At 69.2% G+C, this 23,997-nt stretch carries 22 protein-coding genes; 14 read left to right on the top strand and 8 right to left on the bottom strand.

The window, feature by feature from the left end:
• Positions 1 to 339: 339 nt before the first annotated feature.
• From DI276_RS12995 to DI276_RS12980, 4 genes are all read right to left on the bottom strand, one after another.
• The gene (locus tag DI276_RS12995) at positions 340 to 1,011 is read right to left on the bottom strand and encodes a lysophospholipid acyltransferase family protein (protein WP_112263547.1); all 672 of its coding nucleotides are present in this window, start codon (positions 1,009 to 1,011) and stop codon (positions 340 to 342) included.
• A 152-nt stretch (positions 1,012 to 1,163) separates the two neighbouring features.
• Positions 1,164 to 2,204, bottom strand: a complete 1,041-nt coding sequence (gene trpD, locus DI276_RS12990) for an anthranilate phosphoribosyltransferase (RefSeq protein ID WP_112263546.1) — start codon at positions 2,202 to 2,204, stop codon at positions 1,164 to 1,166.
• 7 nt (positions 2,205 to 2,211) lie between these two features.
• Entirely contained in the window at positions 2,212 to 2,622 is a 411-nt protein-coding gene (locus DI276_RS12985) for a hypothetical protein (RefSeq protein ID WP_112263545.1), read from the bottom strand.
• A 65-nt stretch (positions 2,623 to 2,687) separates the two neighbouring features.
• Entirely contained in the window at positions 2,688 to 3,089 is a 402-nt protein-coding gene (locus tag DI276_RS12980; protein WP_112263544.1) for a hypothetical protein, read from the bottom strand.
• Positions 3,090 to 3,182: 93 nt separating this feature from the next.
• Here DI276_RS12980 and ctaE point away from each other — a divergent pair, with 93 nt between their 5' ends.
• Genes ctaE through qcrB form a run of 4 tightly spaced genes read left to right on the top strand, consistent with a single transcriptional unit; the run spans position 3,183 to position 7,444 of the window.
• Positions 3,183 to 3,794, top strand: a complete 612-nt coding sequence (ctaE, locus tag DI276_RS12975) for an aa3-type cytochrome oxidase subunit III (protein ID WP_112263543.1) — start codon at positions 3,183 to 3,185, stop codon at positions 3,792 to 3,794.
• Positions 3,795 to 3,846: 52 nt separating this feature from the next.
• Positions 3,847 to 4,659 (top strand): cytochrome bc1 complex diheme cytochrome c subunit, encoded by an 813-nt coding sequence (gene qcrC / locus DI276_RS12970; protein ID WP_112263542.1) that lies wholly within the window; start codon positions 3,847 to 3,849, stop codon positions 4,657 to 4,659.
• Positions 4,656 to 5,783: a cytochrome bc1 complex Rieske iron-sulfur subunit gene (gene qcrA, locus DI276_RS12965; protein ID WP_112263541.1), complete on the top strand. Its 1,128-nt coding sequence runs from the start codon at positions 4,656 to 4,658 to the stop codon at positions 5,781 to 5,783. Before qcrC ends, qcrA begins: the two co-directional genes overlap by 4 nt.
• On the top strand, positions 5,780 to 7,444 hold the full coding sequence (gene qcrB, locus DI276_RS12960) for a cytochrome bc1 complex cytochrome b subunit (protein ID WP_112263540.1): 1,665 nt from the start codon (positions 5,780 to 5,782) through the stop codon (positions 7,442 to 7,444). Before qcrA ends, qcrB begins: the two co-directional genes overlap by 4 nt.
• Before the next feature lie 112 nt (positions 7,445 to 7,556).
• Here qcrB and DI276_RS12955 read toward each other — a convergent pair whose 3' ends face one another.
• Complete coding sequence (locus DI276_RS12955) at positions 7,557 to 7,844, bottom strand: Lrp/AsnC family transcriptional regulator (protein WP_045309335.1); 288 nt, start codon at positions 7,842 to 7,844, stop codon at positions 7,557 to 7,559.
• A gap of 130 nt (positions 7,845 to 7,974) precedes the next feature.
• On the opposite strand from DI276_RS12955, the gene DI276_RS12950 reads away from it, so the two are divergent.
• Positions 7,975 to 8,688, top strand: coding sequence for an MIP/aquaporin family protein (locus DI276_RS12950; protein WP_112263539.1), 714 nt, complete (start codon positions 7,975 to 7,977; stop codon positions 8,686 to 8,688).
• Between the two features lie 108 nt (positions 8,689 to 8,796).
• Here the strand turns inward: DI276_RS12950 and DI276_RS12945 are convergent, their stop codons facing one another.
• Positions 8,797 to 10,497: a DEDD exonuclease domain-containing protein gene (locus tag DI276_RS12945; RefSeq protein ID WP_232836626.1), complete on the bottom strand. Its 1,701-nt coding sequence runs from the start codon at positions 10,495 to 10,497 to the stop codon at positions 8,797 to 8,799.
• A gap of 187 nt (positions 10,498 to 10,684) precedes the next feature.
• Here DI276_RS12945 and DI276_RS12940 point away from each other — a divergent pair, with 187 nt between their 5' ends.
• The 5 genes from DI276_RS12940 (at position 10,685) to DI276_RS12920 (ending at position 16,081) form a co-directional block, all read left to right on the top strand.
• Positions 10,685 to 12,016, top strand: a complete 1,332-nt coding sequence (locus DI276_RS12940; RefSeq protein ID WP_112263538.1) for an NYN domain-containing protein — start codon at positions 10,685 to 10,687, stop codon at positions 12,014 to 12,016.
• A gap of 63 nt (positions 12,017 to 12,079) precedes the next feature.
• Positions 12,080 to 13,084, top strand: a complete 1,005-nt coding sequence (locus DI276_RS12935) for a C40 family peptidase (protein WP_112263537.1) — start codon at positions 12,080 to 12,082, stop codon at positions 13,082 to 13,084.
• A gap of 10 nt (positions 13,085 to 13,094) precedes the next feature.
• Entirely contained in the window at positions 13,095 to 13,862 is a 768-nt protein-coding gene (locus tag DI276_RS12930) for a hypothetical protein (protein ID WP_112263536.1), read from the top strand.
• 10 nt (positions 13,863 to 13,872) lie between these two features.
• Positions 13,873 to 14,982: a glycosyltransferase family 4 protein gene (locus DI276_RS12925; protein ID WP_112263535.1), complete on the top strand. Its 1,110-nt coding sequence runs from the start codon at positions 13,873 to 13,875 to the stop codon at positions 14,980 to 14,982.
• Between the two features lie 451 nt (positions 14,983 to 15,433).
• The gene (locus tag DI276_RS12920) at positions 15,434 to 16,081 is read left to right on the top strand and encodes a L,D-transpeptidase (protein WP_157984677.1); all 648 of its coding nucleotides are present in this window, start codon (positions 15,434 to 15,436) and stop codon (positions 16,079 to 16,081) included.
• Between the two features lie 11 nt (positions 16,082 to 16,092).
• On the opposite strand, the gene DI276_RS12915 is transcribed toward DI276_RS12920, so the two are convergent.
• Together DI276_RS12915 and DI276_RS12910 are read right to left on the bottom strand one after the other, a co-directional pair.
• The gene (locus DI276_RS12915) at positions 16,093 to 18,954 is read right to left on the bottom strand and encodes an AfsR/SARP family transcriptional regulator (protein WP_112263533.1); all 2,862 of its coding nucleotides are present in this window, start codon (positions 18,952 to 18,954) and stop codon (positions 16,093 to 16,095) included.
• Between the two features lie 247 nt (positions 18,955 to 19,201).
• Positions 19,202 to 20,998, bottom strand: a complete 1,797-nt coding sequence (locus DI276_RS12910) for an AMP-dependent synthetase/ligase (protein ID WP_112263532.1) — start codon at positions 20,996 to 20,998, stop codon at positions 19,202 to 19,204.
• Between the two features lie 98 nt (positions 20,999 to 21,096).
• On the opposite strand from DI276_RS12910, the gene DI276_RS12905 reads away from it, so the two are divergent.
• The 4 genes from DI276_RS12905 to DI276_RS12890 are packed head-to-tail and all read left to right on the top strand — an operon-like array spanning position 21,097 to position 23,995.
• Positions 21,097 to 21,477, top strand: coding sequence for a polyketide cyclase / dehydrase and lipid transport (locus DI276_RS12905; RefSeq protein ID WP_112263531.1), 381 nt, complete (start codon positions 21,097 to 21,099; stop codon positions 21,475 to 21,477).
• A 57-nt stretch (positions 21,478 to 21,534) separates the two neighbouring features.
• Positions 21,535 to 22,323 (top strand): metallophosphoesterase family protein, encoded by a 789-nt coding sequence (locus tag DI276_RS12900; protein WP_198680610.1) that lies wholly within the window; start codon positions 21,535 to 21,537, stop codon positions 22,321 to 22,323.
• Positions 22,324 to 22,346: 23 nt separating this feature from the next.
• Positions 22,347 to 22,787 carry an SRPBCC family protein gene (locus DI276_RS12895; RefSeq protein ID WP_112263530.1) on the top strand — a complete coding sequence of 147 codons (441 nt, stop codon included), beginning with the start codon at positions 22,347 to 22,349 and terminating at the stop codon, positions 22,785 to 22,787.
• Positions 22,784 to 23,995 (top strand): ArsA family ATPase, encoded by a 1,212-nt coding sequence (locus DI276_RS12890; RefSeq protein ID WP_112263529.1) that lies wholly within the window; start codon positions 22,784 to 22,786, stop codon positions 23,993 to 23,995. Before DI276_RS12895 ends, DI276_RS12890 begins: the two co-directional genes overlap by 4 nt.
• The last annotated feature ends 2 nt before the right edge of the window (positions 23,996 to 23,997 follow it).

Genomic DNA, 23,997 nt, shown 5'->3' with positions numbered 1-23,997 from the left:
GTACATCGGATATTGCGCACTGAGGCCCCCTCCGCCACGGAGGGGGCCTCAGTCGTGTGCGCGCCAGTTGTTTGTGCTCAGTCGTTTGCCCGGCCGATATCCAGCATGTGATGTATCGCATATTGGATATTGCGCAGGCCGCGGGTGGGGCGCCCACTGATATCCCGTACGCGATATATGGGCTCAAACTTGTCCCTCAAACCGTCGCCGTGAGCGGTATCCGATATATCAGCGCGGGGGTCCGGTATATCGCATATTGCGAGAAGGGCCCTTCCCACCGGGCTGGCGGGAAGGGCCCTTCCAAGGTCCTGAGCGCGCTGCTGACGCGTTGTCGGGGCGCTACGCGGCAACGGGCGTCTTCTGGTACGCGTCGACGTACTCCTGGCCGCTGAGGTCCAGGATGCGGTAGATGATCTCGTCGGTGACGCTGCGCAGCACAGGCAGCGACTCCTGCATGCCGTCGTAACGGCTGAAGTCGAGCGGCTCACCGAAGCGGACCGTCACGGGCACGATCTTCGGGAACCTGCTGCCGACGGGCTGCACCTTGTCCGTGCCGATGATGCCGACCGGCACGACCGGGGCCCCGGACTCGAGCGCCATGCGGGCCACACCGGTGCGGCCGCGGTGGAGCTTGCCGTCGAGTGACCGCGTGCCCTCCGGGTAGATCGCGAAGGCATCACCACGACCGAGGATCTCGGCTGCGGTGTCGAGCGCCGCGCGGGCGTCACGCCCCTTGCCGCGGTGCACCGGCACGTGGCCGAGCGAGGAGAAGAACCAGCGGGACAGCGCCCCCTTGACCCCGGTGCCGGTGAAGTACTCGGCCTTCGCGAGGAACGACACCCGGCGCGGCACGACCATCGGGATCACGACGCTGTCGATGAAGCTGAGGTGGTTCGCCGCCAGGATGACCGGGCCGTCGGTCGGGATGTTCTCCAGCCCCTCCACCACAGGGCGGTAGACAACTCGGGCTGCGCGCGCGACGACATGCTTCATCACCGGGTAGAGGACCATGCCTCCAGCATTCCAGGTGGCGGTTGCCGCCGCGTTACCACGTGGTGCGCATCTCCGGCCCGTCACTCGCTCGGACTACACCCATGAAGCGACCGTGCGAGAACGGTCACGCGCCGACGACGACGCGTGACCGAAAGCCCCGAAAATGCCCTCTAGCCCTTCAAGGACTGGGAAAGCTCTGCCCACCGGCTCAGGAGCGTTGCCGCCTTGCCCGAGTCGATCGCGTCGGCCGCGCGGCTCAGCGAAGCCTTCAGGTCCGCGTGCAGGTCGTCCGAGAACCCGCCATGCGCCGCGATGGCACCGGCGGCGTTGACGAGCACCGCGTCCCGCACCGAACCGGTCTTGCCGGCCACCAGGTCGCGGACCACCTGAGCGTTGACGGACGCGTCGCCGCCCTTCAGGTCCTCCTCGCGCGCGGGCTTCACCCCGAGTACGGCCGGGTCGATCGTCTCCGTGCGCACGACGCCGTCCTGGACGAGCCAGGCGGACGTCGTCGTGGTCGTGGTGATCTCGTCGAGGCCGTCGTCGCCGCGCACCACCAGGGCGGTGTTGCGGCGGCGGGCGAACACGCCGGCGATCAGCGGAGCCGCGGACGCCCGCGCGCAGCCGATCAGGCCGACGCTGGGCTGCGCGGGGTTCGTCAGCGGGCCGAGCAGGTTGAACGACGTCGGGATGCCGATCTCGCGCCGCACCGGACCCGCGTGCCGGAAGCCGGGGTGGAACACCGGCGCGAAGCAGAAGCCGATGCCCAGCTCCCGCACGGTCGCCTGGACGCCCTCGGGCGGCAGGTCGATCGCGACGCCCAGCGCCTCGAGCACGTCCGCCGTGCCGCACTGGGACGACGCCGCACGGTTGCCGTGCTTCACCACCGGCACGCCCGCCGCGGCCGTGACGATCGCGGCCATCGTCGAAATGTTCACCGAACCGGAATGGTCGCCGCCGGTGCCCACGATGTCGGTCGCCCGCACGTCCACGGTGAAGCGGCGCGCGTGGTTGAGCATCATCGTCGCGAGGCCGTCGATCTCCTCCGGCGTCTCGCCCTTGGCGCGCAGCGCGACGATGAACGCCGCGATCTGCGCGGGCGAGGCCTCGCCCGACATGACCTGGTCCATGCCCCACGACGTGTCGTCGGCGGTCAGGTCGGCGCCGTCCAGAAGTCTGTTGAGCAGCGAAGGCCAGGTGCGCTCGCTCATGGCCGGATCAGCCCTTGACGACGGGCAGAGCCGAGCCCCGCAGCACCTCGGCCACGGTCTCGGCGGCGGCCAGCGGGTCGAGCGGGTGCACGAGCACCGCGTCGGCCTGTGACCAGGTCGCGAGCCAGCGGTCGTCCTTGCGGCGCACGGCCACGACGATCGGCGGGCAGTTCGTGATCTCGTCCTTGAGCTGGCGGGACAGGCCCATGCCACCGGTCGGCTGCGCCTCGCCGTCGAGAATCAGCAGGTCGACCGTGTTGTTGTCCACCTCGTAGAGGACGTCCGCGATCGCACCGGCCTCGACGTAGTCGACGCGCAGCAGGTCCGGCGCCGGGCGGCGGCCGACGGCAGTGATGATCGTCTCACGCACCTCGGGCCGGTGGCTGAACACCAGGATCTTCGTGGTCTGCGTGCTCATCTCGCGATCCTCCGCAACGACTGCCTGACTGCGGCCACCAGAAAGTGACCAAGGTCGCCGCGATGTTATCGGGCGGCCGGGGAGCGTGGTTGCAGGGCGTCCCACCCCAGGGCCTCCCCGCCGAGCCGTTGCGCCAGCGACGCCATCCGGGACCGCTCCTGGGCGCAGTGCAGAGCGTCCAGCTTCTGCACCCGACTGATATGCGATATATCACCGGCGACCAGCACCCACCCGTCCGGAGTGAGCAGCTCTCGCGCGCGTTCTACCTGTTCAGAGGGGATGCGGACGTGATGACGCAGCACCGCGAGCTCGTCCGCGCGCCACTGCGGAGAGCGCGCCAGAACGGCCGAATCGGCCTCGACGATGTCGAACGCCTCGACGACCACGACCAGCGTCGGGTCGTCGATCGACAACGTCGGTTCGTCACGTCGGCCCAGCAGATCCCGCAATCGGCCCAGCAAGCCCATCCGTTGATCTCCTCGCGATCACCGGCTGTGTGACCCAGCCGACCCATGATCCGCCCAGGACCCGATGGGCGGACGGAAATAGCGCAGGCAATAATGCTGCCCGTGACCACGGCAGCGCCTTCAATCGGCCAGCGCGTGCACTCGCTGAACCGCCCGAACATGGTCAGCGTCGGCACGATCGTCTGGCTGTCCAGCGAGCTCATGTTCTTCGCTGGCCTCTTCGCCATGTTCTTCACGGTGAAGGCCCAGAACGACACGGGGCATTGGCCGCCAGCGCCAACCCACCTGAACATCCCCTACGCGTCGTTCTTCACGATCATCCTCGTGGCGTCGTCCTTCACGTGCCAGTGGGGCGTGTTCGCGGCGGAGCGGGGTGACGTCTTCGGTCTGCGTCGCTGGTACATCGTGACGCTGATCATGGGCACGATCTTCGTGGCCGGCCAGGCGGGCGAGTACTACAACCTCGTCCACGAGGGCACGACGATCCAGGCGTCGGCCTACGGAACGGTCTTCTACCTGACGACCGGCTTCCACGGACTGCACGTCATCGGCGGTCTGATCGCGTTCATCTTCCTGTTGATCCGGACGAAGCTGAGCAAGTTCACGCCGGCGCAGGCCACCGCATCGATCGTCGTGTCGTACTACTGGCACTTCGTCGACGTCGTGTGGATCGGGCTGTTCGCCATCATCTACATCGTGCCCTGACCTGCTCCCCAGCCACGAGCTCCCGAACTGACAGCAAGGGTTGCCGCACACCATGACCACCACGACGAAACGCCCCCGCGGCGCCCGCACGAAGCTGCGCCGCCGGGTCGCCGGACTGCTCGCACTGGGCTTCGGCCTGCTGAGCGCCGGCATGCTGTTCGCCGCCTTCGCACCCACGGCGCAGACCGCGGCGGCGCAGCAGCAGGACGCCCTGGTCCGCCAGGGCGAGCAGATCTACCTCAACACCTGCATGGGCTGCCACGGCGAGTCCCTGCAGGGCGTTCAGGACCGCGGGCCGAGCCTGATCGGCGTCGGTGACGCCGCGGTCTACTTCCAGACTTCCTCCGGCCGCATGCCCATGGCGCGGCAGGAGGCGCAGGCCATCCGCAAGCCCGCGAAGCTCACCCCCGAGCAGATCAACGCGCTGATGGCCTACATCACGGCGAACGGTGGCGAGGGCCCGAAGAAGCCCGCGGAGACCGGTGAGGGCCTGCGCGGCGACAACCCGGCGCGCGGCGGCGAGCTCTTCCGCCTCAACTGCTCGAGTTGCCACAACTTCACGGGTCGTGGTGGCGCGCTGTCGTCCGGCAAGTTCGCGCCGGCGCTCGACGGTGTCACCGAGGAGCAGATCTACACGGCGATGCTGACCGGCCCGCAGAACATGCCGAAGTTCGGCGAGCGCCAGCTCACGCCGGAAGAGAAGAAAGACATCATCGCGTACGTCAAGTCGGTCACCGACGGAAACAACAACTCCGGCGGTAACTCCCTGGGCGGGTTCGGACCCGTGTCCGAGGGACTGATCGCGTTCATCGTGGGTATCGCCGCGCTCATCGGCGTGACCCTCTGGATCGGAGCCAAGGCATGAGCGGCGACAAGCCGACCGAGCTGCCCAGCGAGGCAGAGCTCGCGGAGATGAGCCGGGACGACCTCGTCAGGCTCGGCACCAAGCTGGACGGCGTCGAGCTCGTCCACTACGAGGACAAGTGGCCGGTTCCCGGCACCCGCGCCGAGCGTCGCGCCCAGCGTCAGGTCGCGCTGTGGTTCATGATCTCCGCGGTGTCCGGCCTGGCCTTCCTCGGCGTGTTCCTGTTCTGGCCGTGGCAGTACGAGTCGCCCTCGAACGCCGAGGGTCACCTGCTGCACTCGCTGTACAACCCGCTGATCGGCCTGTTCCTGGGCCTGTCGGTGGTGGGCCTGGGCGTCGGCGCGCTGCTCTACACCAAGAAGTTCATCCCGGACGAGATCGCGGTGCAGCAGCGCCACGACGGTCCGTCGACCGAGGTCGACCGCGCCACGCTGGTCGCGGAGCTCGCCGACGCGGGTGAGCGCAGCGGCATCGGCCGGCGCAACCTGATCAAGCGCACCGCGGGCCTCGGCGCCGGTGTGCTGGGTCTGGGCGTGGCGGCGGTCCCGCTGGGCGCGCTGGTCAAGAACCCGCACTCGGACAGCGAGACCAAGGCCTCGCTGTGGCACACCGGCTGGAAGGCCGAAAAGGGCGAGAAGGTCTACCTCCGCCGCCACACCGGCAACTTCCACGAGGTCTCCCTGGTGCGCCCCGAGGACGTCGAGCCGGGTGGCTTCGAGACGGTCTTCCCGTTCCGCGAGTCGGAGCGCAACGACGAGCACGCGCTCGTCGCGGCCCTGAAGCGCGCCGACGCGCCGGTCATGCTCATCCGCCTGCGCCCCAACCAGGCGGTCACCAAGCGCGCCGGCCAGGAAGACTTCAACTACGGCGACCTGTACGCGTACTCGAAGATCTGCACGCACCTCGGCTGCCCGACCTCGCTGTTCGAGCAGCAGACCGGTCTGCTGCTCTGCCCGTGCCACCAGTCGCAGTTCGACGTGTTCGAGTACGCCAAGCCGCGGTTCGGCCCGGCGACCCGTCCTCTTCCCCAGCTTCCAATCACTGTGGACGAAGAGGGATACTTGGTTGCCCGCAGCGACTTCATCGAGGCTGTGGGTCCGGCGTTCTGGGAGCGGAAGTCATGAGTGCCATCACCACGCCGACGAAGCCGGCCAACGCGGCCGCGAGGGTCGCGGGCGCGGCGGCAAACGCTGCCGACGAGCGGTACCACGCCGCCAAGGGCATTCGTCACCAGATGAACAAGGTCTTCCCGACGCACTGGTCCTTCCTGCTCGGTGAGATCGCCCTCTACAGCTTCATCGTGCTGCTGCTGTCGGGCACGTACCTCGCGTTGTTCTTCGACCCGTCGATGACCGAGGTCACCTACAACGGCGCGTTCGAGAACCTGCGCGGCATCGAGATGTCGCGGGCGTTCGCGTCCACGCTCGACATCTCGTTCGAGACGCGCGGTGGCCTTTTCGTCCGCCAGGTGCACCACTGGGCGGCGCTGCTGTTCATGGCCGCGATCGTCGTGCACATGTTCCGGATCTTCTTCACCGGCGCGTTCCGCAAGCCGCGTGAGATCAACTGGGTCATCGGCATCGTGCTGTTCATGCTCGGCGCGATCGAGGGCTTCCTCGGCTACTCGCTGCCGGACGACCTGCTCTCGGGCACCGGCCTCCGCGTCATGGCGGCGCTGCTGATCTCGTTCCCGGTCATCGGCACGTGGCTGAACTGGCTGATGTTCGGCGGGGAGTTCCCCGGCACGGACATCATCCCGATGCTCTACACCGCGCACATCCTGATCATCCCGGCGATCATCCTCGGCCTGATCGCGGCGCACCTCGCGCTGGTCTGGTACCAGAAGCACACGCAGTTCCCCGGCGTGGGCCGCAAGGAGACCAACGTCGTCGGCGTCCGCATCATGCCGGTGTTCGCGGCCAAGGGCGGTGGCTTCTTCGCCATCGTCGTCGGTGTCATCGCGATCATGGGTGGCGTCTTCCAGATCAACCCGATCTGGAACTTCGGTCCGTACAACCCCGCGCAGATCTCCGCCGGATCGCAGCCCGACTGGTACATGGGCTGGACCGACGGCCTGGTCCGCATCTGGCCCGCGTGGGAGTTCTACCTGGGCAACTACACGATCCCGGCGCCGTTCCTGCCGTTCATCCTCGGTCTGCCGCTGCTGACCGGTATCGCGGCGGTGTACCCGTGGATCGAGAAGAAGATGACCAAGGACTACGCGCACCACAACCTGCTGCAGCGCCCGCGTGACGTGCCCGTCCGCACCGCGCTCGGCTGGATGGCGATCACGTACTTCATGGTCCTGCTGCTCATGGGCGGCAACGACATCTTCGCGTACAAGTTCGACATCTCGTTGAACCTGACGACGTGGATGGGCCGCATCGGCATGCTGGTCCTGCCGCCGATCGCGTACTTCATCGCCTACCGCATCTGCATCGGCCTGCAGCGCGGCGACCGCGAGGTGCTCGAGCACGGTGTCGAGACCGGCATCATCAAGCGCCTGCCGCACGGCGAGTTCATCGAGATCCACCAGCCGCTCGGCCCGGTGGACGACCACGGCCACCCGATCCCGCTCGCCTACCAGGGCGCGTCGGTGCCGAAGAAGATGAACAAGCTCGGCTCGGCCGGTCACCCGGTCCCCGGCAGCACGTGGTCGCCGGACCCGGCCGAGGAGACCGTGGCTCTGGAGAACGCGCGCAAGAAGAAGCATGTGGCCGAGGAGATCAGCGCCGAGGACAGGGCAGGCGAGCTCGCGGGCAAGCCGGCCGACCCGAAGGCCTGACCCTCCTGTTCTGAAACTGTGAAAAGCCCCCGTGAACCATCACGGGGGCTTTTCGTTACGTCAGTTGCGCCGAATGATTCCCGGCGCTCGGCCGTTCGTGGCGTGGGCTTGCTTACTGCGCGTCATCCAGGCCGATGGCGAAGGCCGCCTCGTCGTCTCGCTTCGAGTAGCTGCGGAACGCGATGTGCGTGTCGGTGTTCAGCACGCCGGCGACCTTGCTGATCTTGCCCGGCACCAGGGCGGCCAGATCCTCGTGCTTGCTCACCCGCACGAGCGCGATCAGGTCGACGTCACCTGCGCAGGAGTACACCTCGGTGACTCCGTCGATGTCGGCGATCTCCTGCGCCGCCTCGGGAATGCGTTCGGCGGCGGCCTGGATCAGCACGATGGCGGTGACCACGCTGTCCTCCTCTGGGTCTCAGCACGGGTAACTAAAGCACTCGTAGTCTGCCCTACCGGCTTATCGCTGGCGTGAGGACGTCGCTGCGAGCGTGGATCCCTCAAACCCCCTTTGTTGTTGAGGTGAACCCTTGTTCGCACGCAAGCTGATTGCCGAGGTGGCCGGAACGACCATCCTCTGCCTGTTCGGAATCTCCGCCGCCGTGTCCGTGGTCGCCGCGGGCAACGAACCCGCAGGCCTGCTCATCGTCGCCTTGGCCCACGGCCTTGCTCTGATGGCCGGCATCTACGCGTTCGGCGCCATCTCCGGCGCACATTTCAACCCGACCGTCACCATCGCTCTAGCCGTTTCCGGCCGCGTACCGTGGCGCGACGTGCCGGGCTACGTTGGCGCACAGCTCGTCGGTGGCGTTCTGGCCGCTTCACTAGCCCACGTCGTGCACGGCCCTCGGGCCATCGAGGCGGGGCTGGGTGCGACCGCGTTCGGTTCCGGCGTCACCGTGACCCAGGCCGCCGTCGCCGAGGCGCTCGGCGCGTTCATCCTCGTGACCGCCGTGTTCGCGCTCGCGGTCAACCCGAACGCCCCGCGCGGTCTGCACGGTGTCGGCATCGGCATGGCGCTCGCCACCCAGATCCTCGCCTTCGGTCCGATCGCCGGCGCCTCGGTGAACCTCGCCCGCACGTTCGGCCCCGACGTCGTGCTCACCTTCGCGGGCGGCAATCCGGCCTGGGAGCAGCTGCCGGTGTACCTGATCGCCCCGGTGTTCGGCGGCGTCCTGGCGGCCGGCCTCTACGCCCTGGTGACCTCCGCATCCCGCCGATCCGAGGCGATGAGCGCCCGCTGATTGTCGCCCTGTCGACATCCAGCCGATATATCAGTCGCTCTGACCTGCTTAAACCTGTCGGATGCAAAAGACGTTTGCGATCGTCCGCAAACGTTTTTTGCATCCGGGTCAGGTCCAGCGGTCGTGCAAGGGACGGGCGCCGGCGGCTTGTTCGGCCCACGGAACCCAGGCCGCGGCGGCACCGGCGGGGGAGGCCCAGGGTTCGTCCGCGTACACGAGGCGGGTGCCCGGCTGGTCGAGCCAACGCAGCACGACACCGGTCTCCTCGGGTGGCGCGCCGCGGAGCGGGCCGGGTGTGGGCACGACGGTTTCGGCGGACGCGACGAGTGCGTCGACCACCGGCATCGGGCGGGTGCCGCGGCGGGCCACCCCGGCCGAGGCGAGCCGGCCGTAGCGGACGACCGAGAACTCCCAGCCGCCCTCGCGGTCGGGCCGGGCGGCGACGAGTTGGGGCAGGGCGGCGAGGGCGGCCAGGCGTTGGGCGCGGTCCAGGGACCGGACCAGGCCGGCCAGCCGGTCGCGGCGCCGGGCCGCCTCCTCGAAGCGCTCGGCTGACGCCAGGCCGCCGAGCTGGGTGATGAGTGTTCGTAACGGGTCGGCGCTCCGGCCGACCACCAGATCGCGTACCGCCACGACCGCGGGGGAGTACTCCTCGACGGTCTGGTGGCCCGCGCACGGTGCTTGGCAGCGGCCCAGTTCGGCCAGCGCGCAGGGCGAGGCTCGCTGGTTCGTCGCCGGGATCTTGATCGTGCACGAGCGGAGCGGGACGGCGTCGAGCAGTGCGTCGGCGACCGACTCGGCTGCCTGGCGGGTGCGGAACGGGCCCAGCGCGCCGTCCCGCGGGTTGCGCACCAGCGACAGGCGCGGGAACGGCTCGTCGGTCAGCACCAGCCACCACGCGTGGTGCGGGTTCTTCGAGCGGCGGTTGTAGGCGGGACGGTGGGCGCGCAGCAGCCGCAGTTCGCGCACCTCGGCTTCCAATGGATGGGCGCACTCCACGGCGTCGACACGGACCGCGAGGGCGACCATCTCGCGGAGGCGGCGTCTGCCTTCGCTGGCGGTGAAGTACTGCCGCACCCGGCGCCGCAGATCCGAGGCCGTGCCCACGTAGAGCACCTCTTCCTTCGGACCGCGGAAGAGGTACACGCCCGGCTTGGACGGGAGGTGCGCGGCCAGGGAGCGCTTGCGGCGTTGTTCCGGCGTCACCTCCGGCAGGTACGCCAGCAGTTCTTCGAGGGAGTGCACGCCCACGTTGCCCACGCGTTCCAGCAGCGCGTGCAGGACCTCGACGGTCGTGCGGGCGTCGGCCAGCGCGCGGTGCGTCGGCCGGGTCGAGGTGTGGAAGAGGTCGGCCAATGCGGACAGACGGCACGACGGCGCCTCGTCGCGGCTCAGCACGCGCCGCGCCAGCTTCACCGTGCAGACGACCGACGGTTTCGGCCACCGGTAGCCGTGCCGTTCGCAGGCCGCTTTGAGAAAGCTGATGTCGAAGCCGGAGTTGTGCGCCACCAGCACCGCTCCCGCCGCGAACTCCAGGAACGCGGGCAGCACCGTCTCCAGTCTCGGCGCGCCCGTGACCATCAGCTGCGTGATGCCGGTCAGCTGCGCCACCTGCACGGGGATGCCGCGCTCAGGGTCGACGAGCGTGGCGAACTCGCCGAGCACCTCGCCGCCGCGCAACTTCACCGCGCCGATCTCGGTGATGGCGTCCTCTTCGTTGCTTCCGCCCGTTGTCTCCAGGTCGAAGACGACGAACGTCGTGTCGCGCAGGGGCGTACCGAGCTCGTCGAAGGACAGTTGACCGGTCACGATGTGGGACGTTAGCGACGGGGTCTGACATTTTTCGGCACCCGCCGCCCGCACGGCCTTTGACCTGGTGATTGAGCCGTGTGCCACCGCTCTGCCGGAGGCTTGTCCAGATCGTTGTTCCGCAGGCCGGAGATGTCCGTGCGCTGCTCAAGCAGCGGGGCTCTAGCCTGTTGGGGTGCCAGACCCGATGCCCGAGCCCGAGTTCGACCAGCCTGCCGAGGAGGTAGGCGAGTCCACTGTGGACTGGTCGGCCCTGCCGGAGCCGTTGCGGGTGAGGCTGGCGGAGCTGGGCGCCGACGCGCTGGGTGAGATGGCGAAGGTCGACGTGCCCCAGCACCTGCGTCCGGTGGCGAAGTTCGCCCCGACGAAACGTGCCCGGCTGGGCGGCGCTCAGGTCGTCGCCGGCCTGCGGGACTCGGCGAACTTCCGCACGGCCGTCGTGGAGTGGCTGCGCAAGAACCGGCCGTCGACGCTGGAGGTGACCTCGCCGGACCCGGTGACGGCGGCCGCGGCGGCGGTGCTGACCGGTGACGAGGTCGCGCTGCACTACGTGGAGCTGGTGTCGCGACGGGTCGGCGACGCTACGTTGCGGGCCGAGCGGGACGCCGCCGTGCTGCGGGCGGAACGGCTCGAGGGCGAGCTGGAGCGGCTCAAGACCGAGCGCAGCCAGCTCGACGGTGCCGCCGAACGCGTCCGCGCGGATGCGGAGATCGAGCTGGAACGCCTGCGCAAGCGGTTGCGGGAGCAGGGCGTGAAGCTGCGCGAGGCCAAGGACGCCGCCGAGGCCGCAGCTGCCGAGGTGCACAAGATCCAGGAACGCACGGCAGACGAGGTCAAGCGCCTCACCGCCGAACGTGATCGTGAGCGGGAACGCGCGGAGACCGAGCGCGGCAAGGCGCAGCGGGCGATCGCGGACGCCGAGGTGGCTCGTCAGTCGGCACGCGAGGCCCGGCAGGCGGACGAGGTTCGGCTCGCGCTGCTCGTGGACACGCTTGATGGTGCAGTGACGGGTTTGCGACGTGAGTTGGCGTTGGGTGGCACCGGTCCGCGTCCTGCTGACCTCGTGCGGGGCGCCAGTGCGTCGCAAGGGACCGTGGGACGCGTGGAGGACCCGGCTGCGCTCGACCGGCTGTTGGCGTTGCCCGCGGTGCACCTGGTGGTGGACGGCTACAACGTCACGAAGACCGGCTATCCGGAGCTGTCGTTGTCCGATCAGCGCGATCGGCTCGTGCATCAGCTCGCGGTGCTCGCCGCGCGCACGGGTGCTGAAGTGACGTTGGTGTTCGACGGCGCTGGTGTTGTGGCCGTGCCCGCGGCGGCTCCACGTGGCGTGCGCGTGCTCTTCAGCGACCCTGGTGTGCTCGCTGATGACGTGATCCGCGCGCTGGTCACCGCAGAGCCCGAGGGGCGTCCTGTGGTGGTGGTGACGTCCGACCGCGCGGTCGCCGACTCGGTGCGCCGACGTGGTGCGCACCCGGTGCCGTCCGCTGTGCTGCTGGCCCGTCTCGGCCGCGTTTGATCACCCGGTAGCCTGACGCCCGTCGATCTTGGTCTTGTTCTCGCGAAGGGGATCGGCGACCTCATGTCGCGCAAGCTCACCCGTGGTGTTCTGGTTTCCGTGCTGTTGTTGTCGGCGATGCCCGCTGTGTCTTTAGCCGCCCAGCCGGCCGATCCGGCGCGCGCGTACGCCGAGCTGACCGCGCAGGCGACGAAGCTGAACGAGGAAGTCCTGCGCGCACAGGAAGATCTCGTCCAGCGCCGTGCCGAGCTCGACCGCGCGACCACGGATGTGGCGGCGGCGCAGCAGATCGAGCGTCAGGCCAAGTCCGATGAGAACAACTACCGCGAGCAGGTCGACTTGATCACCCAGGCGTCGTTCGAGGGTGCGCGGTTCAACCAGCTGTCGGCGTTGCTCGTCGCGGACTCGCAGCAGGACTTCCTGAACCGCCTGGAGATGATGCGGGTGCTGGCCTCGGACAAGGCCGACTCGCTGGCCCGGCTGTCCGGAGCGGTGGAGAAGGCGCGTCAGGCGCACCAGGCGGCGGAGAACGCGCGCTCGCGTGCTGCTGAGGCGACCGCTGCAGCCGAACGGTTGAAGGGCGACCTGGACGGGCGGAGCCGCGCGTTGCAAGCCCAGATCGTCGAGGTGCGTGCGGCGCTCACGCGGCTGCCCGCGCCGGTCGTGACCAAGCTGCGGGATCCGGGGGACCGGTCGCCGGTCAGCGTTCCTGCGGGGACGGTGGGGCTTGCGCTGGCGTTCGCACTGCAGCAACGCGGGGACGACTACAAGTACGGCTCGACCGGACCCAACGAGTGGGACTGCGCCGGTCTGACGATGAAGGCTTACGCGGCGGCCGGCTACACGATTCCGCGCACGTCCGGTGGACAGGCCGGGGCCGGGCGCGCGGTGACGCGTGCCGACGTCCGTGCGGGCGATCTGATCGTCTACTACTCGAGCCGGTCGCACGTCGCCATGGCGGTCGACAACGCGCGGGCCGTGCACGCCTCCACCGAGGGGCAGCCGGTGAAGATCGCGCCGATCGACGCCATCGGGCCCATCGCGGTCATTCGACGCATCGAGGGCTAGCGTTGCGCCGGTGAAGCACCTCCGGACGTTGCTGGCGATCACGGTCGCCATGACGTTCCTGCTGGGCCTCAGCATTGCAACACGGCCTGTTGAGTTGCCGCCGACCGAAACAACTCATTGCAAAGAAGCGGTGCTGACAGCGTCGTCCGGCACCGTGACCAGCAGTTCTTGCGATGGCGCGCTGGCCGGGCGGGTGGCCGGGCTGGTGGACGACTCGGTGTCCGGCGTGGCCAATATATTGGATATTGGCTGGTCTCGGCGGGTCGACGTCGTCATCCCGGCGACGGATTCGGAGCTGGTTTCGCTCGTCGGGCCGGCGTTCGCGGACATGGCCGGCATCGCGATTCGCGATGGTGCTTCACAACGTGTCGTGCTCAACCGGGTGCGGGCGGCGTCGTTGACTCCGTTGGAGTTGCGTGTGCTGCTGCGGCACGAAATCACGCACGTGGCGACGCGCGACCTTACCTCGGACTCGGCGCCGTTGTGGTTGGTGGAGGGGTTCGCGGACTGGGTGGCCTTCCACGGGCTGGGGTTGTCGCTTCGGCAGGCCGCGCCGTTGCTCACGCCGGACGTCTCGGCGCTGCCCGTCGACTTCGGCGGGCCTGGGCGTGATCTGGCTTACCAGCAGGCGTACTCGATCATGGTCTACCTGGAGTCGCGGCTGGGGGAGCGGGGAGTCGTCGACTTCTTCCTGCAGCACGCGGCGCAGTCCGCTGTAGACGCGGGCGCGGTGGACGTGGCGGGCTGGCGCGAGTTCCTGCGATCGAGCATCGGATAGCGTTGGTTCCGTGCGCCGAACCTTGCTGGTGACCAACGACTTCCCGCCTCGCCCCGGTGGCATCCAGTCCTACCTGCACGCTTTGGCGACACGGCTGCCCGCGGACTCGCTCGTCGTGTACGCGCCGAAGTGGAAGGGCGCGGCGGAGTTCGACGCCGAGCAGCCATTCCCGGTGGTGCGGCATCCCACGTCGCTGATGTTGCCGACGCCCGACGTGCTCCGGCGCGCCCGCGACATCGCCCGCGCCGAGTCCTGCGACGCCGCGTGGTTCGGCGCGGCCGCCCCGCTGGCGTTGCTGGCGCCGTCACTGGGCCTGAGCCGGGCGGTCGCGTGCACGCACGGACACGAGGTCGGCTGGTCGATGTTGCCGGTGGCGCGCCAGGCGTTGCGGGCCATCGGGTCCGGTGTGGACGTCGTGACCTATGTCAGCCGCTACACCCGCTCGCGGTTCGCCGCCGCGTTCGGCCCGATGGCGGCGCTGGAACACCTTCCGTCCGGTGTGGACACCGACCTGTACCGGCCGGATCCCGCGGCGCGTGCGGAGATGCGCCGCCGGTACGGGTTGGGCGACCGCCCGGTGATCGTGTGCGTGTCGCGCCTGGTGCCGCGCAAGGGACAGGACGTCCTGATCCGCGCGCTGCCGTTGATCCAGCGGACAGTGCCGGACGCGGCGCTGTTGATCGTCGGCGGCGGGCCGTACCGCGGGACGCTCGAAAAGCTGGCCGCGGACGCCAAGCCCGGCGACGTCGTGCTGACCGGTTCGGTGCCGTGGGAGGAGCTGCCCGCGCACTACAACGCGGGCGACGTCTTCGCGATGCCGTGCCGCACGCGTGGTCGTGGTCTCGATGTCGAGGGGCTAGGAATCGTCTACCTCGAGGCCTCGGCAACTGGTCTGCCGGTGATCGCCGGACGGTCCGGCGGGGCGCCGGAGACCGTGCGCGACGGCATCACCGGCAACGTCGTCGACGGCCTCGACGTCGAGAACGTCGCCGAGAGGGTTGCCGCCCTGCTCGCCGATCCCGAGATGGCGGCCAAGATGGGGCGCGCCGGGCGGGAATGGGTGAGCGACCACTGGCGGTGGGACCAACTCGCGCACCGCCTCGAAGGCCTCATCGGCTAGACCGATATCCAATACGCGGTATCCAATACCCGATATATCGGCCGGCGTCGACGTCCGCATCCGGCATGTGATATCCGATATATCGGCTGGTACCGACCTCGGCGTCCACGTTCCGGCGTGCCATATCCGATATATCGGCTGGCACCGGCGTCGGTGCCCATGTCCGGCATGCCATATCCGATATATCGACGGAGGGCGGACACGAGAGGCCGGCGCCGATATCCAGCATGCGATATCCGATATATCAACCGTTGGCTGCCCGAACGGGCAGCCGACTCTGCCCCGATGCCCGCACGTCCGGCACACGAGTCCGTTGAGGATGGTCCGGGACCATCGACCCATGAGGGTTCACGGCGCGCACCCACACCCCGAACACCCCTCGCGCCGTGCCCTGGTTGAGGACGGTGTCCATCCGCTCACCGCCCTTCAGAGCGCGGCGGGGAACCGTGCGGTGCAGCGGTTGCTCGCCGATGAGTTCGCCGTGCAGCGCTATCGGGAGAAGTCCGCGATGAACTTCGGCGCCATGGACGGCGGCACTCTGGTCGAGAGCCCGTTCCGGAACGCGAAGAAGCAGCCGTGGATCTCGCTGATCACGGTCGAGTTCGACAGCGTCGTCCCCGACTCGAGCGGCGTCGACATGCCGAAGGGCACCGCCACCGCAACGTACTTCGCCAACCCGGCGGCGCTCTCGTCGTTCAGCTTCGAGGTGACCGGCGGGCCGCGCGGCCTGCGCAGCGACCCAGGGCACTTCACGGTGGGCCGCATCGAGGGAGTCGGCTACAACGACCCCGCCGCAGCCGCCGACATCGCAGCCACTCAGGGCGCGGGAGCGTTGGAAGGGCCCAAGCGCGGTGCACACCGGCGCTACACCAAACCCACGCCGGGCCAGAGCCGCTCGACCCTGGCGGCGTCGATGAGCCTCGCGGTCTTCTACAACGCGGGCGAGGCGTTCCACAACGCGCCGGCCAACGTCGCGTCGCACGGATGTCTGCACGTCGTCGACGCCAAGCTGATCCAGCTCAACTACCACAGCGTCGTCGGCCGGACGAAGGTGAACGTCAAGTACACCGGGGCGGCCAAGGCCGTGTTCGACCCCTGATACATCGGATATCAGATGAGTTCGCGGGCGCGGGTCTCCAGGGCGCGCAGACCCAGTTCGGCGCTGCGGCGGGCGGCCTCGTCCGCCATGGACTGGGCATCGGCGTGGCGGCCGAGATCACGCCACACCACCGCCAGGTTGATCAACGCGCGCACCTCGCCGGAGGCGTAGCCGATCCGCCGGGCCGTCGCCAGCGCCTGGTCGAAGAGCTCGGCCGCGACGTCGAAGTCGAACAACGCGCGCCGGATCTCGCCGAGCGTGAGCCGCACGGACGTCGCCACCTGCTGATCGCCGCCGTCCGCCACCAGGGACAGCGCACGCGAGGCCAGCGACAGCGCGACCTCGACGTTGCCGGAAGCGAGTTCCAGTGCGGCCAGGTTGTCCAGGGCCTCGGCCTCACCGGCGGGAACGTTGCCGATCTCCAGCGCGCGTTCGAGGTGGGCGCGGGCCTCGTCGAGACGTCCCTGCAGCCGCAACGCCAGGCCGAGGTAGGTGTGGCTGTCGGCGTTCGGAGCGAGCTCCAGCGCCTGGGAGAAGTGGTCGACGGCGGCGTCGATCTCGCCGAGCTCCACGGCGAGCTGGCCGAGGTTGTAGAGCCCGGTGCTGATGCTGTCGGCTGAGCGCAGCATCTCCAAGCAGCGCACCAGGGCCTCCCGAGCCTCGGTCAGCTGACCGGAGCGGCGGTGCACGAGGCTGAGGTTGTTCAGCACGCTCGCCTCGGCGTCCTTGTCGCCCAGGGCGCGGTACAGCTCGATGGCCCGGTTGTGGTGCTCGACCGACAACGCGTACTCGCCCAGCCGCAGGTAGAGGGTGCCGAGGTTGGCGTGCATCGCGGCCTCGGCCGGGCGGTGCGCGGAGGCCTGGGCCGCCTGCAGGCCGTGGTGGGCCGTCGCGAGCCACTCGCCGACGTGCTGGCCGATCCACAGGTAACCCCGCAGGGCGTCGGCCAGCTGCCACGCCATCGGGGCCGGACCGTGCTCCGCGGCGTGCCGGATCGCGGCGGTCAGGTTCGGGCGTTCCGCGTCGAGCCACGCCAGCGCCTCGGCCGAGCCCGTGATCCGGGGCGCCGGGCCGGACGCGGACGACGGCAGCCGCACGATGCCGGGGTAGAGCAGCTCGGCGCATCGCTCCACGCCGCGCACGTAGTGGTTCAGCAGCGCTGTCCAGGCCATGTGCTGCTCGGCCGCGGTGTCCCACTCCTCCCGCAACGCCGCCGCGTACCGCACCAGCTCGTCGTGGAACCGGTAACGACCGGGCGCAGCCGAGACCACCAGCTGGGCGATCTCCAGCACCGTCAGCAGCCCCTCGGCGTCCACATCGGCCAGAGCGGACGAGGCCTCCGCGGTGAAGTCGGGCCCTGGCACGAGCGACAACAGCCGGAACAAGCGCTGCGGCGCAGGCGGAAGCGCGGCGTAGGCCAGCTCGATCGGCGAGCCGGAAATCGTCACGTCGTCGCGCCCCGCGAGGTAGGCCGCCGCCACCCGCAACGCCAGCGGCAGATGTCCGCAGCGGGCCGCCAGCTCCGCGTGGTCACCGGGCCCCAGCAGCTGTGACAGCAACGCCGCGGACTCGGCCGGAGTGAACACGTCGACCGGCACGGTCCGCGCGCCGTTCATCGCGATCAGGCCGCGCAGGTCGTCGCGCGAGGTCACGATCACCCGGCACGACGCCGTCCCCGGCAGCAATGGCCGGACCTGGTCGGGCGCGGAAGCGTTGTCCAGCACCAGCAACATCCGCCGGCCCGACAGCAACGAGCGCAGCATCGTGCTCTGCTCGTCGGCGTCCGGCGGGATCTCGTCCGGCGGCACCCCGAGCGCGCGCAGGAACCGCGACAGCACGTCCAGTCCGTCCGCCGGCGGCCCCAGCGAGTATCCGCGCAGGTCGACGTACAGCTGTCCGTCCGGAAAACGGTCTCGCAGCAGGTGCGCCACGTGCACGGCCAACGTCGTCTTACCCACGCCGGGCTGTCCCGCCAGCGTCACGATCGGCACTGATCCGCCGGCGATCAGCCCGGAGATCCGCTCGACGTGCCACGCCCGTCCGGTGAAGTCGGCGATGTCGTCCGGCAGCTGCATCGGCGACGCCGGCGCGCGTTCCGGCTCACGCTCGGCGACCGGCGCGGCCAGCGACGGCGCTCCCACCAGGATCGCCTGGTGCAACGACTGCAGCTCAGCAGAAGGGTCGATGCCCAGCTGCTCGTCCAGCGTCCGGTCGAGCTGCCGGAACGCCTCCAGCGCCTCCGCCTGCCTGCTGCTGCGGTACAGCGCGAGCATCAGCTGTCCCCAGAACCGCTCGCGCAACGGGTGGTCCCGCGTCAGCGCGAACAGCTCCGGCAGCAGGTCCGCGTGGTTGCCCAGCGCCAGCTCCACGTCGATCCGCTGCTCGTGCACGGTCATCAGCAGCTCGGTCAGCCGCGGAGCGTGTTCGGAGTACAACGTTTCGGAAGGCACGTCCGACAGCACCGGTCCGCGCCACAGGTCCAACGCCTCGGCAAACGCTTTCCGCGCCGTGACCAGGTCGTCTGCGGAAGCCGCCGCCCGGCCGCGAGCTGCCGCGTCCGCGAACTGGTGCGCGTCCACTGCCAGCGGGTCGACGCGCATCCGATAGCCGTCGGGGGCGGTCTGGATCAGCGACGGGTCGCCCAGCGCGGCCCGCAACCGCATCACGTACGTCTGCAACGTCCCACGAGTGCGGGCAGGCGGTGCGTCACCCCACACGTGCTCGACGAGTTCCGTCACGGGCACGACGCGGTTCGGCCGCAGCAGCAACGCCGCCAGCAACGCCCTGTGCTTGCCCGCCCGCAGCACCACGGGGGAGCCGTCCAGGCGCACTTCCAACGGGCCGAGCAGCCGGAACTGCGGACCCGAAGCCATTGCCTTCCCTTCGCGCGCACCCGATGATCCCCGTCTACCGGACAGCCTAATTGCGCACTGTCGCCGAGTGACATCGGCGCGTCAGCGATACGTCAGCGACGTAAGGCAATCTTCTACTCGTCCCGGTCGGGGGGCCGGGGCAACAAACTTCTCGGGTTCCGCGGAGATCCGCGGATCACGATCGCTGGGGGTCGAAAGGCCCAGGAGCTCTCTCTCAGCTCCTGGGCCTTTCGCGCATTACACCCTCTTACTTCGCGTAGATGGCGTCGATGTCCGACGCGTACGTCGTCGCCACGACCGAGCGCTTCAGCTTCAGCGACGGCGTCATCTCGCCGCCGGCCTCGGTGAAGTCCACCGGCAGCACGCGGAACTTGCGGATCGCCTCCGCCTTCGACACCGACTTGTTCGCCTCGTCCACGACGGCCTGGATCTCGGCCAGCAGCTCGGCGTCCTCGATCAGGTCGGCGACCTCTGCCGACGCCGCCTTGCCGTGCGACTCCTTCCACGTCGGGAAGAACTCCGGGTCGATCGTGATCAGCGCGCCGATGAACGGCTGCTTGTCGCCGACGACCATGCACTGCGAGATCAGGGGGTGTGCCCGGATGCGGTCCTCGAGCTGCGCGGGGGAGACGTTCTTGCCACCGGCGGTGACGATGATCTCCTTCTTGCGGCCCGTGATCTTCAGGAAGCCGTCGTTGTCGAGCTCACCGATGTCACCGGTGTGGAACCAGCCGTCCTCGAGGGCCTCCTTGGTGGCGGCCTCGTTGTTCCAGTAGCCGGTGAAGACGATGTCGCCCTTGATGAGGATCTCGCCGTCCTCGGCGATCCGGATCGACGTGCCGGGCACCGGCAGGCCGACCGTGCCGACCTTCTCCTGGCCGCGGAACGTGACGCACGCCGCAGCCGACGTCTCGGTGAGGCCGTAGCCCTCGTAGACCGGGATGCCGCAGCCGCGGAAGAAGTGCGACAGCCGGTCGCCCAGCGGCGCGCCACCGGAGACAGCCGCGATCGCGCGACCGCCGAGGGCAGCGCGCAGCTTCGAGAACACCAGCTTGTCGAACACCGCGTGCTTGAGCCGCAGCACCAGGCCGGGGCCGCCGTTGTCCAGCGCGGTCGAGTACTCGACGGCGGTCGCCTCGGCCGCGTCGAAGATCTTGCCCTTGCCGCCGGCGTGCGCCTTCTGCTTGGCGCCGTTGTAGACCTTCTCGAACACGCGCGGCACCGCGACGACGAACGTCGGGCGGAACTGGCCCAGGTCCGCGACGAGGTTCTTCACGTCGGCGGTGTGGCCCAGCGTCGCACGCGAGTACACGCACGCCAGCGCCAGAGCGCGCGCCAGGATGTGCGCGAGCGGCAGGAACTCCAGCAGCGAGTTGCCCGCGGTGAGGATCTCCGGGAACCGCGAGAGCGCCGACCGCACCTCGGACAGCAGGTTGCGGTGCGTCAGCGTGCAGCCCTTGGGGCGGCCGGTGGTGCCGGACGTGTAGACGAGCGTCGCCGTCTCGTCCGCCTTCACCAGTCCGCGGCGCTCGTGCACCTGCTCGTCGGTGATCTCGGCGCCCAGCGCCGTCAGCTCGTCGACCGCGGCGGCCGAGCCTTCGATCTGCCACACGTGGCGCAGCTCCGGCAGCTTGCCGACGACCTCGTCGACGAGCGCGCGGTGCGACGACGCCTCGACGAACACCGCCTTCGCACCGGAGTCGGACAGGATCCACTCGATCTGGTCCGCCGACGACGTCTCGTAGATCGGCACGGTGACGCCGCCCGCCGCCCAGATGGCGAAGTCGAGCAGCTGCCACTCGTAGCGGGTCTTGGAGACCAGGCCGATGCGGTCGCCGTGCTCGATGCCTGCGGCGATCATGCCCTTGGCGACCGCCATGACCTGCGCGGCGAAGTCACGCGCAGTGATGTCCACCCAGGTGCCGTCGACCTGCCTGCGGAAGCTGACGGCGTTGCCGAAGCGCTCCGCGTTGGCCCACACCATGTCGGTGAGGTTCTCCTCCGGAGCCACTGCGGCCGTGGCGGGGACGCTGAACTCGCGCACGTCAACCTCCGTACGGTGATTTGTTACTGGTGGGGAAACTTAGCGTGTGATTCCGGCGATACAAAGGTTGGTACGCCCTTCCGTTACCTTTTCACTCCATGGCCAGTGTGGACGTCGTCGACGAAACTTTCCTGGCGGTGCCGCCCGGCGTGGTCGCCGCCGCCTTCGCCGCGCCCTCTTCGTGGCGCGCGTTCTGGCCGGATCTCGAACTGGACGTCTACGCCGACCGCGGCGAAGAGGGACTGCGCTGGACCGTCGGCGGCGCGCTCGTCGGCACGATGGAGGTCTGGCTCGAGCCGATGCTCGACGGCACCCTGGTGCACTACTTCCTCCGCGCTGATCCGCCGGCCGGCTCGCTCACACCGCGCAACGCGCTTCGTGAGGTGCAACGCCGCCAGCTCGCCGCGAAGTCCGTTGCTCTGGGCCTGAAGCTGACTCTGGAGGACGGTCGTCCCGCTGGCTGCCCGCCGCACGGGTGATCTTGCTTGACGCCCGTCTCGGCCACCACCCCGTTCCCGTGAACTAGGTTGGACCACGTGCGGGTTCACGTGGTTTCGGATGTGCACGGCAACGCGGAGGCGCTCGCGCGCGCCGGTGACGGGGCGGACGCGCTCGTCGTGCTCGGCGACCTCATCGACTTCGTCGACTACCACGACCATTCCAAGGGGATCCTCGGGCGCGTTTTCGGGCCCGAGAAGGTGGGGATCTTCGCCGAGTTGAGACGCGGCACCAAGCGCGCGGACACGGCCGGCTACATCCGGTCCCTCTGGGACGGTCTCGCGGACGCCCGTTCCGTCGTGGAAGAAGCGGTGCTGGAGCAGTACCACGCGCTGTTCGCCGCGATGTCCGCGCCGACGTACGCGACACCGGGCAATGTGGACAGTCCGCAGCTGTGGCCACAGTTCGCCCGCGACGGTGTGCACGTCGTTGACGGCGAGGCGGTGGAGATCGGCGGGCTCAGGTTCGGGTTCGCGGGCGGCGGGCTGATGCTGCCCGGACTCGTGCGCAACCCCAACGCGCCGTGGTTCCCGTACCTCCGAACGGAGGAGAACATGGCGGCCGCGCTCGTTCAGATGGGACCGGTCGACGTGCTGTGCACGCACATCCCGCCGGCTGTCCCGGACCTGACGTACGACGTCGTCGCGCGCCGTCCCGAATGGGGATCTCGGTCCGCGCTGGAGAAGATCGTGCGCGAACGTCCGCGCTGGTCGGTGTTCGGACATGTGCACCAGCCGTTGGCCAGGCGCATGCGGATCGGCTACACCGAGTGCATCAACGTCGGGCACTTCCAGCGCAGCGGCAAGCCTCACGTCATCAACTGGTAAAGACGCGAGTAACCTCCTCACACATGGCCGACGAGTCCACTCAGTCCATCGTCATCGACGCGCCGCCTGAGAAGATCATGGCGATCATCGCGGATTTCCCGTCGTACCCGGACTGGGCGAACGGGATGAAAGACGTCGAGGTCCTCGACACCCGCGACGACGGCCGCGCCGAGCAGGTCCGGTTCCAGATCGACCAGGGTCCGGTCAAGGACGAGTACGTCCTGAAGTACGACTGGGCCGCCGACGGTCTTTCGGTGCAGTGGGACCTCATCAAGGGCACCATGCAGAAGTCGCAGCACGGCAGCTACGTGCTGGAGCCGTCCGGTACCGGCACCAAGGTCACCTACACGCTGTCGGTGCAGCTGGTGATCCCGATGATCGGGCTGTTCCGCCGCAAGGCCGAGAAGCTGATCCTCGACACCGCGCTCAAGGAGCTCAAGAAGCGCGCGGAGAAGGCGGCTTGAGCCGGGTCCTGCTCTTCACCGGCAAGGGCGGGGTCGGCAAGACGACGCTGGCCGCCGCGACGGCGGCCTCCCTCGCGGCACACGGTCGCAAGGCGCTCGTGGTGTCGACCGATCCCGCTCACTCGCTGGGCGACGCCCTCGACGTCCGGCTGGGCGCCGCACCGTCCGAAGTAGACACAGCGGACGGGCTTTTCGCGTGCCAGATCGACCCGCGCGGCCTCGTCGACGAGGCGTGGGGCGAGCTGCGCGGGCATCTGCGGACCGTGCTGGCCGGTGCCGGCGTCGACGAGCTCGACGCCGAGGAGCTGACCGTGCTGCCGGGCGTCGAGGAGCTGCTCGCGCTGGCGGAGGTGCGGCGGCTGGCTTCCAGCGGTCCGTGGGAGGTCGTGGTCGTCGACTGCGGGCCGACCGCGGAGACGTTGCGGCTGCTGTCGTTGCCCGAGGCGTTCGCGGGCTATCTGGAACGACTTTTCCCGACGCACCGGCGGGTGGTGCGCGGGTTGCTGGCCGGTGTCGCGGGCACCGGGACCGTCGAGAAGTGGGACGCGACGGCGGACGCGTTGAGCAGGCTCGCCGAGCGGCTGGACTCGTTGCGGACGATGCTCTCGGATCCTTCCTCCTGCTCGGTGCGGCTGGTGCTGACGCCGGAACGGGTCGTCGCCGCCGAGACGCGACGGACGTTGACCGCGTTGGCGTTGCAGGGAATCCGGGTCGACAGCGTGATCGCGAACCGGTTGGTGCCGTGTCCTGGTTCCGCGCGCGGTGCCGCGGCCACGTGGCTGCGGACGCGCCGGCACGAACAGGACGCAGTGCTGGCCGAGCTGACCGGTATCGGCGAGATCCGCACGGTCGACCACCGCGCGTCGGAGCCCGTTGGCGTGCCGGCGTTGCTCGAGGTGGCCTCGCAGCTCTACGGCGCCGAGGACCCGTTGCCCTGTGCCGCCGCCGTGTCGGAGTCGCTGCTGGAGGTGTCGGGCAGCGGACGTGGTCTCGACGCCCGATACTCGCTGCGTATCGCGTTGCCGCTCGCCGACGACACCGAGCTCGATCTCGCGCGCGTGGGCGACGACCTCGCGTTGACCATCGACGGTCGGCGTCGGCTCGTGGCTCTGCCGTCGTTGTTGAAGCGCTGCATCGTGACCGGTGCGGAGATGGACTCGGGTGGCGTCACCGTCGGGTTCCGTCCCGACCCGTCGTTGTGGCGCTGATC

This window comes from Lentzea terrae (genome assembly GCF_003265345.1).
Lineage (GTDB): Bacteria > Actinomycetota > Actinomycetes > Mycobacteriales > Pseudonocardiaceae > Lentzea > Lentzea terrae.
Note: the sequence above shows the minus strand (reverse complement) of the source record. Positions and strands in the feature narration are given on the sequence as shown.

Bases quoted from the DNA above. Each gene is read 5' to 3' on its own strand.
- DI276_RS12980 (WP_112263544.1), bottom strand. From the start codon at position 3,089: ATGGGCTTGCTGGGCCGATTGCGGGATCTGCTGGGCCGACGTGACGAA.
- qcrB (WP_112263540.1), top strand. From the start codon at position 5,780: ATGAGTGCCATCACCACGCCGACGAAGCCGGCCAACGCGGCCGCGAGG.
- ctaE (WP_112263543.1), top strand. From the start codon at position 3,183: ATGCTGCCCGTGACCACGGCAGCGCCTTCAATCGGCCAGCGCGTGCAC.
- DI276_RS12895 (WP_112263530.1), top strand. From the start codon at position 22,347: ATGGCCGACGAGTCCACTCAGTCCATCGTCATCGACGCGCCGCCTGAG.
- DI276_RS12905 (WP_112263531.1), top strand. From the start codon at position 21,097: ATGGCCAGTGTGGACGTCGTCGACGAAACTTTCCTGGCGGTGCCGCCC.
- DI276_RS12985 (WP_112263545.1), bottom strand. From the start codon at position 2,622: ATGAGCACGCAGACCACGAAGATCCTGGTGTTCAGCCACCGGCCCGAG.
- DI276_RS12915 (WP_112263533.1), bottom strand. From the start codon at position 18,954: ATGGCTTCGGGTCCGCAGTTCCGGCTGCTCGGCCCGTTGGAAGTGCGC.
- DI276_RS12995 (WP_112263547.1), bottom strand. From the start codon at position 1,011: ATGGTCCTCTACCCGGTGATGAAGCATGTCGTCGCGCGCGCAGCCCGA.
- qcrA (WP_112263541.1), top strand. From the start codon at position 4,656: ATGAGCGGCGACAAGCCGACCGAGCTGCCCAGCGAGGCAGAGCTCGCG.
- trpD (WP_112263546.1), bottom strand. From the start codon at position 2,204: ATGAGCGAGCGCACCTGGCCTTCGCTGCTCAACAGACTTCTGGACGGC.
- DI276_RS12940 (WP_112263538.1), top strand. From the start codon at position 10,685: ATGCCCGAGCCCGAGTTCGACCAGCCTGCCGAGGAGGTAGGCGAGTCC.
- qcrC (WP_112263542.1), top strand. From the start codon at position 3,847: ATGACCACCACGACGAAACGCCCCCGCGGCGCCCGCACGAAGCTGCGC.
- DI276_RS12935 (WP_112263537.1), top strand. From the start codon at position 12,080: ATGTCGCGCAAGCTCACCCGTGGTGTTCTGGTTTCCGTGCTGTTGTTG.